A 12,362-nucleotide genomic window follows, 5' to 3' on the forward strand; every position below is an offset into this window, starting at 1 on the left:
ATCGGGGCCAGAACGCCCCTGGGTTAGCGTGACTTCGTCGCCAGCCCCGGCCACGGAGGACCTCATGAGTATTCGATCCAGGCTCCTGCGGCCCACCATGCGGTGGTTCGTCCTAGGGTCCGACAACTCTCTGGAGAAACTTCGCACCGGACTCGAGCGGTTCGGACGATTCACCAGGCGCAACGTGGCCGACTGGTCGGAGGTCGCCGTCGGGGGGCTCCCCTCCATCCGGGTCACGCCCCGTTCTGAGCCGTCGAACATCCACATCCTCTACCTGCACGGCGGGGCCTACAACCTGGGTTCACCGTCTAGTCACCTCGGCCTGGTCTCCCAGATCGTCATGCGCCTCGGGGCGACGGCCACCGTGGTCGATTATCGACTGGCCCCTGAACACCCCTACCCGGCAGCGATCGAGGACTGCATCACTGCTTATCGGGCCCTTCTCGAAGAGGTCAACCCATCCTCGTTGGTAGTGGCGGGTGACTCGGCCGGTGGTGGTGCCGCCCTGGCCACCATGATTGCACTTCGAGATGCCGGCGACCCACTACCGGCTTGTCTCTACCTCATGTCACCGTGGACCGACCTCACGCGCTCAGGGGAGAGCTACCAGACAATGAGCACGGTTGATCCGCTCGTGCCGCCTGGAGGCATCGATTCGCATCTTGGGCTGATGGACGATCTGGTCGATGGTTACCGGGGTGCTGAGGACGCGAGCCATCCGGGAATCTCGCCGCTGTTCGCCGATCTGGGCGAACTGCCGCCGATCCTCGTGCAGGTGGGGAGCGACGAGTTGCTGTTATCAGACTCAACGGTGCTGGCCGAGCGGGCCGAGGCAGCCGGGGTGGATGTTGAACTGGACGTTGCCGATGGCATGTGGCACGTCTGGCAGTTCCTGGCCCCGTGGCTGCCTGAGGCGCGTTGGGCGCTCGACAAGGCTGCGACCTACATTCGGAAACGGGCCATGGTTGATGGCCGGTCCGGTGGCACTTTGGTGACCCGGTCGCCGGATCATTAAGCAGCCACTTCGGCCGGTCTTCGGACAGATGCCCCGTCGGTGTCGATTGCCGGACGGAAGCGGTTACAACTAACCCGTGGAACGAGCACTAGATCGTCGCGCCGAGGCGCTCGGCACCCTGGATGGCGGCACGTTTGACGTCATCGTCGTGGGCGGTGGCATCAACGGCGCCGTCTCTGCCCTCGCTCTGGCGGCCCACGGACTAAGCGTCGCCCTGGTGGAACGAAACGACTTCGGTTCAGGCACCAGTCAGGAGTCGTCGTGCATGGTGTGGGGCGGTTTCAAGTACCTGGAGAGCCGCGACCTGAAGTTGGTGGCCGGCCTGTGCGACTCCCGGAATCGACTTGCAAGTGCCTACCCAACGCGTCTCGTCGAGACCCGGTTCATGGCAGCCCTGGACCGTGGGGCACCCTTTCCACCCTGGTTCGCTGCACTTGGTGCGGTGGCGTATTGGGGTCTTGGACGCCTAGCCACTCAGCCGCCCCGCCACCGATCGGCGGCCACTATTGAACGCCTTGAGCCATCAGTGGATACCTCAATGGTTCGAGGCGGCATTGAGTACTCCGACTACCTCTTAGTGGACAATGACGCCCGGTTCGTGTCCGAACTGGCAATCGGGTCAACGCGACATGGGGCCACCATTGCCAACCGAGTCGAGGTGCTGGACGCTGAACCGGGAGTGGGTGGTTGGCAGATCGCCATGCGTGACCGGGTTTCTGGCCGTGACCTAGAGGCCACCGCCCGGGTGGTGGTCAATGCTGGCGGACCCGATGTGCCCGTAGTCGGTGAGCTCTTGGGAGCGGTCACCGAGCACCGTCTGGTCTTCTCCAAGGGCATCCACCTGGTGGTGCCCCGGATCACCGACTCGGGTCGGATTCTGGCCTTCTTTGACGATGACGAGCGGCTCTTCTACGTGCTGCCCATGGGGGAGCGATCCGTTATCGGTACCACCGACACTCCCGTCAATGACCCGCAGGTAACCGTTACCGCCGAAGATCGGGCGTTCCTGTTGGAGCAGATCAATGCCCGTATTGATCGGGGGACGCCATTAGGGGAAGCCGACGTGATTGCCGAACGGTGTGGAGTTCGGGCTCTTGTGGTTCCGCCGGGCGGTTCTGCCGAGGGACGAGACTGGACGGAACTGTCACGGGAACACGCCGTGGAGGTGGACGCGACCCTTGGCGTGGTTTCGGTACTGGGAGGGAAGCTCTCAGATTGCCTCAATGTAGGTGAGGAGGTAGTGGAGGCCGCCGCTGCCTGTGGTTTATCGGGTCGCAGACCGGTGCGGCGGTGGTATGGCGAGCCAGGCAGAACGGCTCGTCGTCGTTATGACGAACGGGCCGCTGACCTCCAGTTGGCCCCGGGCGTGATCGCCGACCTGTGGCGTCGGCAGGGGATGCGAGCGTTTGCTGCCCTCGACCTGATTGCTACCGATCGATCCCTAGGTGAACCAATGGGCCCACTGGTACCACTGACCGAGGCTGAGGTTCGCGTCATGGCCGACCACGAATGGATCGTGGAAGCCGACGACTTCCTACGGCGACGAACAATGCTTGCCCAGGTCGAACGGGCAGAGGATCTCGCTGCGGACCCCGCCGTGGCCCGTGCTCTGGAGATCCTGAAGATCGCCTAACAGCGACTGGGGAATGATTGGCGGTATCGCCCGACTCTTGACCACTCCCCAACGATCGTGGCACCGTGGGCCGTCTGCCGGAACTACCTGCAGCAAGGACGGATGGGCGGCAATCACACCATGTACATCTACAACCGACAGTTAACGATCAAGCCGGATTCGCTCCGAGCGGGCAACGCAAGTGCAGCGGGCCTCATCAGTCATCTAAATCAGAATACGTCCTTGCAGTTCAATCTCTGGCAGGGCCTTCTGGGCGGTCCGGTTGGGACGGTTGGAGCGTCGAGTCGTCTCGACTCCTACAGTGACTTCACCGATGAGGTGGCCCGTCTCTATGCGGAGGACGAGGCCTACGTTGACATGGTGGAGGCAGCGGGGGCTCATTTTGTCGGCAACGCCGAGGACTCCCTCTGGAACGTGGTACACGTGGCCGGCGAGCAGGGCGACGTCCCCAACGTCTGCTCGGTGGTGCGCTTCCAGACCGAGGGGAGGGACTTCCCGTCAGGCGTGGCGTTCGCTACCGAGATGGCCGACTTCTTCAATTCGATCCACGGCGCGTCGATTTCGGTGTCGACGAGCACCTGGGGCGTACCGTTCGGCATCAGCGTGATCGCCGCCTACGACTCGGTGGCCCACTTCGAGGCGTCCACCATGGCGACACAGGCTGATCCCGGCTTTCGCGAGCGCATCACGGGGGCCGTAGGCATCCCCGGCAGCAACATGCACGCGGTCATGCGTCGCGTCATCTGACAGTCCCCTTTTCGGAGGGGCGTTCCAGGTCGAGGTTGAGGGAGACTGCGAGGATGGAGTTATTCCAACGCCGCCGTTGGATCTGTCCGGACCGGGTGGCCGAGGGGTTGGAGGCTTTTGTAGCCCAACTCGACTGGATCGACACCCATACGGGCCTGTCGATGGCCGGTTGGCGGGCAGAGGGGCACCCTGGCGGTTTGGCTGCCGAACCGGGGGCCATCCTGGCCACCACCACCTACCACGATCATGGCTGGTTCCTCGAAGAGGTAGCCCGCCTGCAATCGCTACGTAACTACGGCCCGGTCAATGAGGCAACTGCGACTCTGACCGTGGGCGTCGACACTTTCGAGCGATGGAACGCCCCGATGCACCTGCCGTCGTGCTGGACACTCGGCGATCCCACGTTCCGACAGGACACTGGCCCAGACGCTGAGATCTCTCACATCGCTACCTGGAGCAACGTGGAGGGTGGTGAGGGCCACGTGACGTGGTTCCCCGATGAGGATAAGACGCCCGCGGCAGCTCGTGGCGGGGTCCGGACGGAACGGTGGCGCCGTATCCACTGACAGGCCTCAACCGGACCCGTCGGTTGGCCAGGTCCAATGGCTGGGATGGCGGTCGTCGATCTCGCACTCGTGGTCATCGCGACGGCTGTGCCACTCGGCGAGAGGGTGCATGACCCATTTGCCCACAGAGTGGGCGAGTTCCCCGGATCGAGCCAGGACCGGCTGAAAGCGAGTCTGGCGTTCCACCGGAATGGGTTGGCGTACGCGTGTCCGGTAGGCCAGATAGAGGGCTAGGAGGCCGAGGATGATGGCGAGCGTCCAGAAGTAAGCCGAGGGACCGAACGACTCCATCGTGAAACCAATGATCATCGGCGCCGCCATAGCCCCGAGACTCGATGCCAGTACGAGCGTCGAAGCCGCAGCAACACGCTTCTCCGGTGGTACCCAGTCATTGGCAAGCGCCACGAACTGGCCGTACAGCGGGAACACGAAGGCGCCGAAGACCAGGTTCAAACCGATAAGGGCGAGGTGGGAGGAAGGGGTGAGCGCCCCGGCCACAGCCAAACCGCAAGAGATGCTGCTGACCACGAGAATTACTGCCCGGCGCGGGTAGCGATCGGACAACGAGCCAAGGGGCACCTGTAGCAGCACCGCACCGACCACCGCCGCAGAGGTGAACAGGGTGATCCGGCCGGTCCCCATGCCGGATGCGGTACCGAACACAGCCGCCATCGATGAAGCGGCCGCGGCGCTGAACGAGCAGAAGACAATGCCCACCACAGCTGACGGAATCGTCCGATACAGCTCCCGTAGCGGCATCTTCTCGGTGCTCGGCATAGGAGGAGCGGTCGATGCCGACAGCGTCACCGGGACCACTGCAAGTGAGATGAGTACTGACGAGAGTACGAACAACTCGAGACCATCGGCTGACCCCAGGTTCAGCAGCAACTGCCCCCCGGCCGTGCCACCCATCATGACCATCATGTAAACGCCGAGGATGCTGCCACGGGTTTCGTTGGTTGCCCGGTCGTTCAACCAACTCTCAAGAATCACGAATACGCCGGCGTTACACAGGCCGCTCACGAAGTACACCAGTGACCAACTGGGCGTAGTCACGAGTACTGCGTTGACAAGGACTGCAGTGGACCCCGTAGAGGCCAAGGCGGCGAAGACGCGTATGTGTCCGACGGACGTCAGGGCGATCGGAATGACCTTGGCCCCCGCGAGGTACCCGGCGAAGTGCACGGCCATGACAACTCCCATGGCACCCGCACCAATACCCTCCGACTCTCCGCGAAGCGGTAGCAGGATGCGCTGCAGCCCGGTACCAACTTGTAGAAGGGCGAACCCCAGAAACAGTGCCCAGACGCCAAGGAGCGACGAGATAGCCGACGACCGGATCTCCGTGGGGCCGCTCAACGAAGGGTCCTCACACCCTTCCCGACATGGTCGGGTGACGGCACTTCTGCATGGCCCGCAGCGGCGGCTAGGGCGGCCGAGGCCACCGGTTCGACCATCGGGGCCACCATGGGGCCACTTGGCCCCTGGACGACGTGTAGCAGCATGCACTCCTGGGTGGCCACCGGATCGGACTCGTCGTCGGCAAAGAGGTCATGGTGAACGTGAAGCCGCTTGGCGTCAGCGCCGAGGACCAACGAGTCGGTATAGATCTCCGCTCCTTCCCTGACCTCACGTAGGTACCGGATGCGGGTCTCCACGGTGTAAAAGGTGCCATTGGTCGCCAGGTAGTCGGATCCGAACCCCAGAGTCGACAGGATGGCATCGGTGGCATGACCGAATGCCACGCCATAGAAGCCCTCGGTCAGGTGGCCGTTGTAGTCGATCCATTCGGGGGGCACAACGGCGCGCCATACCTGAAGGGGTTCGGTTGCTGCCTCCATGGGGAGACCTCCGACGTTGAACTCCGCCCGGCGGCGGCGCGGACGCGCGCAATCTACGGCTCATTGGGGATCGGGAGCAATCACCTCTGGTGGTCATGGGGCACAAGAGGCTCCAGGGGATGCTGTTAGCCCAGAGGGCCCGGCGGAAGGGTCCTCGGATCAAGGGTGGCCAACGCCCCGATGTCAGGTGCTGGCGCCGTACCGAAGACCTCTTCGGCGGCACATAGAAGGGCTACTAGGGCGGCATCGTCATGACGTCGTCCAGCAAACTGGACCCCTACCGGAAGACCACCGTCGGTGAAGCCTGCCGGTAGGGACGCCGACGGTGCGCCAGTCACGGTGATCCTCGAACAGGACCGCATCCAGTGGGTGTAGTGGTCCAGGGGCACACCGTCGATCTCGTCAACCCATTCCAAGCCGACGGGAAAAGGTGGTACCTGGGTGGTCGGGGAAAGGAACGCATCGAATCGACCCTCGACGAAGAACCGATCCCAGTCAGATCGGATACGCCCCTCGGTGGCCACTGCCGCGGCTATCCGGTCTGCATTCAGAGAAAGTCCCAGTCGTATCTCGTAGCGGGCTGTGGCCTTCACCCGCTCGTCGTCGACGAGCGGCGCCATGTGAAAGGTCTGGAAGAGGGCCCGTAGGTCCTCGAAACAGCGATCGGCACCAGTGAGGTCGGGGCAGGCTTCTTCGACCTCCCATCCGGCATCCGCCAGTGCCTCGACGGCCCGAGCTGTGGCCGTCCGGATGTCGGGATCTACCGGAAGGTCTCCGAGGTCGGGAGAGAACGCCACCCGAGGAGCAGTTGTGACGGGCTCTATCGACACTTCGGAAGCGCTCATCACCCCCAGAAGGAGTGCTATGTCCGCCACCGTCCGGCCCATTGGGCCGGTGATCGGTTGGTCGGTTCGGGGGTCGGGATTCACGTCGTGGGGAATGGATCCCGTGGTCGGACGGAAACCGACCACCGCGTTGAAGGCTGCAGGATTCCGTAGCGAGCCACCCAGGTCAGAACCGTCGGCGATGGAGAGCGAGCCACAGGCAAGCCCCACGGCAGCACCACCACTGGATCCGCCTGCGCTGCGTGTCGGGTCCCATGGGTTACGGGTCAGTCCCAGAACCGGATTGAAGGTATGGGAACCCTTCCCAAACTCGGGTGTGTTGGTCTTGCCGACGGGCACTACGCCACACCGGCGGAGATGGGCGATCAGGGGTGCGTCTTCGGACGGTACGCGGTCCTCGAAGACCAACGATCCCCGGGTGGTCCGGACGCCGGCGGTGTCAACGAGATCCTTGAAGGCGGTGACCAGGCCACGCAGAGGTTCACCCTCAAGCAGGGTCGGGTCGTTGTCGAGCCGACTGGCCAGGCGCTCTGCGGTATCCCAGTGGACGGTTGGTATGGCGTTGACCACCGGCTCGGTCATCTCGGCCCGGGTCCGGCAGTCGGCCAAGAGTTCTCGGCACGATGCCTTGCCGGTGTCCAGTAGCACCCTCTGCTCGGTGGCGGTCAACCCTGCGAGATCCATCGTCGGCGAACCCTAGGGGACGTCGCTGATCAACTTCTTGCCGGTCTCGGACCGGAAATCCGGTCAGTGGCCGTGCAGCTCCCAACCGTGGGGGACCGATAGCCCGAACTCGGTGCAGGCGTCGGCCACAGCGGTAAACAGGAACTTCCCGAACGACCGCTCGCAGCTGATCAGAAACGATGTCTGGCCACCCTGGTCGTCGCGCACCCAGTCGCAGCCCACGGCGCCCAAAGAACCGCTGAACACAGCGCCGTTGGGCGTGAGCTCGTCGGACAGGTCGAGGTTGCAGATCTTGGACAACGACGCCGTGGCATTCACCCCACTGATCCTCAACATCGCCCGACCGTGGGTGATGTCGATGACCGTGACGAAGCCTTCGGTCGGTACCGATGCCGCGATTGCACCGGCTCGGCCCGGGTTCCCGTAGATAGTCCACTCGTCGGGTCGGGTGCCGCAGACCAGGTCGCCGTCGGCGTTCCGGTTACTGCTCCCGTAGGAGACGCCCAAGGTCGCCGCGGCAGCCGTGGTGGTGCCGGCTCGAACCTGAACCTTGGTGGTGGCGTAGGCGTCGGCCAGGGTCACACCTCCGTCAGGGGAGGTGAGCGGACCGACGTCCACTGGACTATGCATCGTGGTCTCAGACACGCTGGCGTGCTCCTTCGTGATCGAAGTGGGCGTGGTGCTCCTGCACCAACGCTTTGATGCGCCGACCGTCGGCCAGCAGCACCGTGATCTCGGTTCCGGTGGCCGACATCGACGGATCGACCTGCCCGAGGCAGATCGATCGACCCAGCGTCGGCGACATCCGGCTCGAGGTGATCCGACCAAGGATCGTGTTCTCGTTGCCGTCCACGATCTGGGCAGCCTCCTCTGGAACGATCGAGCCGTCCACAGTCTGGATGCCCACCAGGATTGGGAGGTCATCTCGCTCGTAAGCGTGCTTCAACTCGGGCAACCCCAGCGTGTCGGGCTTGTCGAGCTTCACCAGACCACCGAGGCCTGCCGTCGGGGCCTTGGATAGCCCGTCGGTGTCCTGGCCCACGATGTAGTGGCCTTTCTCCAGGCGAAGAATCCGTTGGGCCTCGACGCCGAATGGGGCGCAACCCAAGTCGGCTCCGGTCTCCAGCAGGGTCTCCCATACGTGGAGGGCGTGCCCTGAGGGCACGTGAACCTCATATGACAGTTCCCCGGTGAAGCCAATCCGCCAGATGATGCAGTCCGACACGTCGGCCACCGTGCCCTGCCGCACACTGAAGTACGGAAATGCATCGGCGCTCAGGTCGACCCCCTTGGTCAGGCGTTCAAGCAGTGTCCTGCTGTTCGGGCCTGCCACGTTGATGCTGGTCAATCCGCCGGTGACGGCGGTGACGTGCACGTCCCACTCCGGATGGGCGGTCTGCAGCCAGTCCTCAAGCATCTCCCATACCGCTCCGGCCCCCGACGACGTCGTCGTCATGAGCCAATGGTCCTCGCCAAGGCGACCGGTCACTCCGTCGTCGGAGACGACGCCGTCCTCGGCCACCATGGCGCCGTAGCGCACCCGACCAACGTCGAGCTTCTGCCATTTGTTGACGTACACCAGCTCAAGGAGCTTGGGTACGTCGGCGCCACGGAGGTCGAGCTTGCCCAATGGGGTTACGTCGATGAGACCGACGTTGGCACGCACATTGGCGGCTTCGGCCATCGCATCGCCGTACTGGTCGGGACGAACCCACTGTCCAGCAAGGAGCGGCGTCGACCCGTGGGCCTCGTGCCAGTCCTGCAGGGCCGAGCGACGTATCGGCTCGAGGATCCGCCCGGCGAGGGCGCCCAACGAGATCGGCGAGTACGGCGGGCGCCACACGGTGGTCCCGATGTCGGCCATGTCGACACCGTTTGCCTCAGCCAGCACGGAAGCGGCGTTAACCGTCTCGAGCTTGCCCTGGGACGGACCCATGGTCACGGTGGTGTACCGCTTCATGAGCTCGATGGAGTCGAAACCTTCTTTGGAGGCCTGGACGAGGTCCTTGGATGAAACATCCTCAGAGAAGTCGACCATGCCGTGGGTACTGCTCTTGTAGCACTCCGGATGTGGGTTGCGACCAAGAGGTGTGCGGCTGTCGGCCATCTCTTCTGGTTTAGGCCATGTGGGATTACCGGCACGTGCCGTCTGGCTGATCCGGTCGTGCCGGCGACGCAGCGACCGGTTGGCCGCCAGCTCGCCGGTGGCCCGACCGTGCGTCTCTAGCTCGACGGTCGACCCGTCGCCGGCGATGCCCCCTGTAGCCAGAATGTTGTTGGGTAGGACGCCAGACGAGAAGTACCGAGCGGCGGTGGCGTCATACACCGGGCGATCACCGCCCATGTTGAGCAACGACGTCGGTGCGGTCCAGCCGGTAGCCGTGACGACAGTGTCGGCACTCAACGACCGACCGTCACTCACCTCCACCTTCGAAACACGCCCCTTGCCCTCGACGGACACGATGGTCTCGCCCTTGCGAGCATCCAGTACGGCAACGATCTCAACGCCAGCACGCTCCAGGTCTGCAACGGCAGCGTCGCCCTCCTCGTTCGCGGTCAAGACGACGGCCCGATTGCCCGGCTTCACGCCAAACAGGTTGATGAGGCGTCGTACGGCACCCGCCAGCAGGACACCGGGGGTGTCATTGCCGGCGAAAACGTAGGGACGCTCGATTAGGCCGGCAGCCACCACCATCACGCCAGCGCGTGCCTTGAGAAGGCGTTCGGGGGCAATGGGGTGGTTCCGCTGATTTACGGCGATCCAGTTGTGGTCGTATCGCCCGGTGACCGTCGAGTCGACTAGCACCTCGATGTTCGCATGCGCCTCACAAGCGGCAGCGAGGTCAGCGGCCGCAGACCGCTGGGCGTCGTCCCCCCAGCGGAGGTGGCCACCTAGTTCGGTGTAGTGCTCGACGAGGAGCACCGAGGCACCAGCATCGGCCGCAGCCAACGCCGCGCCCATGCCGGCGGGTCCGCCGCCGGCAACCAGAACGTCTGGGTGGACATACCGTTTGTCGTAGGCACCGTGTGTGCTGGTCCTCCAGTGGATCTCGCCGCCTGGGGCGAACTTCCGCAGGATCTTTTGGTAAAGCGGCCACAGGAACTGTGGACGCATGAAGGTCTTGTAGTAAAAGCCCGATGACAGGAAGCGCCCCACCAACTGGTTAGCCGCCGCGAGGTCAAATTTGAGGCTTGGCCACACGTTTTGGGTCGAGACCTCCATCCCGGCCTGCAACTTGCGGCTGCCAGCCCGAACGTTGGGCTCGTCACCAACTTGTAGGAACAGGTTCGGGTCCCAGTGGTCGGCCGTCATGATGCCGCGCCTGCGGTGGTACTTCATGGAGCGACCGAACACGTCGACGCCGTTGGCGGCGATTGCCGAGGCAATGGTGTCGCCCTCAAAGCCGGTCATCTGTTTGCCGTTCCAGGTGAAGGAAAGACTGGTGGACCGGTCGATCACCTCTCCGGGCTGTACGGGAAGTCGGTTCGTCATGACGCCTCCTGACCACGGATTTCATTGGTGGCCGTGTTGCGTTCGATTGTGAAATACCGGCGGCAGCCGCCCCGGCAGTACCAGGTCTCTGTGACCCAGCCGGCGGGATTGGGTCGCATGTACAGGTATTCGCGCCACTCGCTCAACGAGCATGTGCCGGGATCGGGCCGGGAGATGACCTCTCCAGCCGGTCGAAGGTCCCCGGAGTTCCGGGGACCACAGTTGGGACAGGGAACAATGATCATTAGTGACCCACCGCCGCAGCACCCTTTTCGCCAACAAGGTCACCCTCGGTGAAGCGTTCGATGCCGAAGGCTGCGATCAGGTCCGCATTGCGACCGGTGGCGATCGTCTCAGCCAGGGTTTCGCCAGCCACCGGGCCGGCCTTGAATCCGTAGGTACCCCAGCCGACGTCGACCAGGTAGCCCTCGACGGGTGTGTTGCCCATCACAGGCGAGTAGTCCGGAGTCATGTCACACAACCCAGACCACTGGCGCAGCAGGCGCATCTTGGAGATGCCCGGCATGAGCTCCAGTACGTGGCCGGCCAGTTCCTCGGTGAACTCGAGGGTGCCATTGACCCGGTAGGTGCCCACCGGGTCGACTGAAGCGCCGAACACGAGCTCGCCGCGGTCGGTCTGACTGACGTAGACGTGCAGTGAACCCGACACCACCACGGTTGGCAGGAACACCTTGCACGGCTCGGTGACCGCCGCCTGCAAGGGGTGGGTGGTAATGGGTAGTGGCACCCCGGCCATGTTGGAAATCAACGTCGCCCAACCGGCCGTGCAGTTCACGACAACTGGGGCACTGATATCGCCACGGCTGGTCTTGACGCCAGTGACCTTGCCGCCCGCACCCTTCCCCCCGGGGCCTGAACCGCCCTCGACCATGATGTCGAGGACCTCGGTCTCCTGGAGGATATGGACGTCGTGTACATCAGCACCGCGGGCGTAGCCCCAGACAACCGCGTCGTGCCGGACGATGCCGCCCGGGGGGTGGTGAAGTGCACCCAGGATCGGGTACCGGGTGTCCGACGAGATGTCGAGACTGGGCGCCTGCTTCTTGACCTCCTGGGGGTCGATGACGCTGGAGTCGATGCCTTGGAGCTTGTTGACCTCAGCCCGCCAGTGCATGGTCCGAAGCGCAGAGTCGGTGTGGGCCAGTGTCAGATGGCCCCGTCTGGAGAACATGACGTTCAAGTTCAGGTCGGTAGCCATCGTGTTGTACAGAGTGAGCGACCGGTCATAAAAGGCCACGCCCTCCGGCGTGAGGTAGTTGGAGCGCACGATGGCCGTATTGCGACCTGAGCCACCGCCACCGATGTAACCCTTGTCGACCACGGCGACGTTGGTGATGCCGTGGTTCTCGGCCAGGTAATAGGCGGTGGCCAAGCCGTGCAGGCCGCCACCGACGATGACCACGTCGTATGACGATCGCATCTCTGGGCGTCGCCACATTCTCGGCCAATCGCCCCCGGTCAGACCGTGCTTGATCAGCGAGCTCGCCGAGTACTTCGGGGATTGTTTCCCCATGGGC

The 12,362-nt window shown here is 63.9% G+C and carries 10 protein-coding genes; 4 read left to right on the plus strand and 6 right to left on the minus strand.

Annotated elements, in window-relative coordinates:
• Positions 1 to 64: 64 nt before the first annotated feature.
• The 4 genes from QF777_08440 to QF777_08455 all read left to right on the plus strand — a co-directional run bounded on the left by QF777_08440 (position 65) and on the right by QF777_08455 (position 3,961).
• Positions 65 to 1,015 (plus strand): alpha/beta hydrolase, encoded by a 951-nt coding sequence (locus QF777_08440; protein MDP6911576.1) that lies wholly within the window; start codon positions 65 to 67, stop codon positions 1,013 to 1,015.
• A 76-nt stretch (positions 1,016 to 1,091) separates the two neighbouring features.
• Positions 1,092 to 2,648, plus strand: a complete 1,557-nt coding sequence (locus QF777_08445) for an FAD-dependent oxidoreductase (protein MDP6911577.1) — start codon at positions 1,092 to 1,094, stop codon at positions 2,646 to 2,648.
• A 222-nt stretch (positions 2,649 to 2,870) separates the two neighbouring features.
• Complete coding sequence (locus QF777_08450) at positions 2,871 to 3,395, plus strand: hypothetical protein (GenBank protein MDP6911578.1); 525 nt, start codon at positions 2,871 to 2,873, stop codon at positions 3,393 to 3,395.
• A gap of 53 nt (positions 3,396 to 3,448) precedes the next feature.
• Positions 3,449 to 3,961 (plus strand): hypothetical protein, encoded by a 513-nt coding sequence (locus QF777_08455; GenBank protein MDP6911579.1) that lies wholly within the window; start codon positions 3,449 to 3,451, stop codon positions 3,959 to 3,961.
• Between the two features lie 6 nt (positions 3,962 to 3,967).
• On the opposite strand, the gene QF777_08460 is transcribed toward QF777_08455, so the two are convergent.
• The 6 genes from QF777_08460 to QF777_08485 form a co-directional block, all read right to left on the minus strand.
• A complete protein-coding gene (locus QF777_08460) occupies positions 3,968 to 5,320 on the minus strand; it encodes an MFS transporter (protein ID MDP6911580.1) in 1,353 nt (450 codons plus the stop codon).
• The gene (locus QF777_08465; GenBank protein ID MDP6911581.1) at positions 5,317 to 5,802 is read right to left on the minus strand and encodes a thioesterase family protein; all 486 of its coding nucleotides are present in this window, start codon (positions 5,800 to 5,802) and stop codon (positions 5,317 to 5,319) included. Before QF777_08465 ends, QF777_08460 begins: the two co-directional genes overlap by 4 nt.
• A 125-nt stretch (positions 5,803 to 5,927) precedes the next feature.
• Positions 5,928 to 7,331, minus strand: coding sequence for an amidase family protein (locus QF777_08470; GenBank protein ID MDP6911582.1), 1,404 nt, complete (start codon positions 7,329 to 7,331; stop codon positions 5,928 to 5,930).
• Between the two features lie 63 nt (positions 7,332 to 7,394).
• The gene (locus QF777_08475) at positions 7,395 to 7,976 is read right to left on the minus strand and encodes a hypothetical protein (protein MDP6911583.1); all 582 of its coding nucleotides are present in this window, start codon (positions 7,974 to 7,976) and stop codon (positions 7,395 to 7,397) included.
• The gene (locus QF777_08480) at positions 7,969 to 10,824 is read right to left on the minus strand and encodes a 2Fe-2S iron-sulfur cluster-binding protein (protein ID MDP6911584.1); all 2,856 of its coding nucleotides are present in this window, start codon (positions 10,822 to 10,824) and stop codon (positions 7,969 to 7,971) included. Before QF777_08480 ends, QF777_08475 begins: the two co-directional genes overlap by 8 nt.
• A 244-nt stretch (positions 10,825 to 11,068) precedes the next feature.
• Positions 11,069 to 12,358 carry an FAD-dependent oxidoreductase gene (locus tag QF777_08485; protein MDP6911585.1) on the minus strand — a complete coding sequence of 430 codons (1,290 nt, stop codon included), beginning with the start codon at positions 12,356 to 12,358 and terminating at the stop codon, positions 11,069 to 11,071.
• Positions 12,359 to 12,362: the final 4 nt, after the last annotated feature.

This window comes from Acidimicrobiales bacterium (genome assembly GCA_030747595.1).
Taxonomy (GTDB): domain Bacteria; phylum Actinomycetota; class Acidimicrobiia; order Acidimicrobiales; family MedAcidi-G1; genus UBA9410.

Coding starts and splice junctions, on each gene's coding strand:
- QF777_08440 (MDP6911576.1), top strand. CDS start 65: ATGAGTATTCGATCCAGGCTCCTGCGGCCCACCATGCGGTGGTTCGTC.
- QF777_08455 (MDP6911579.1), top strand. CDS start 3,449: ATGGAGTTATTCCAACGCCGCCGTTGGATCTGTCCGGACCGGGTGGCC.
- QF777_08465 (MDP6911581.1), bottom strand. CDS start 5,802: ATGGAGGCAGCAACCGAACCCCTTCAGGTATGGCGCGCCGTTGTGCCC.
- QF777_08470 (MDP6911582.1), bottom strand. CDS start 7,331: ATGGATCTCGCAGGGTTGACCGCCACCGAGCAGAGGGTGCTACTGGAC.
- QF777_08480 (MDP6911584.1), bottom strand. CDS start 10,824: ATGACGAACCGACTTCCCGTACAGCCCGGAGAGGTGATCGACCGGTCC.
- QF777_08485 (MDP6911585.1), bottom strand. CDS start 12,358: ATGGGGAAACAATCCCCGAAGTACTCGGCGAGCTCGCTGATCAAGCAC.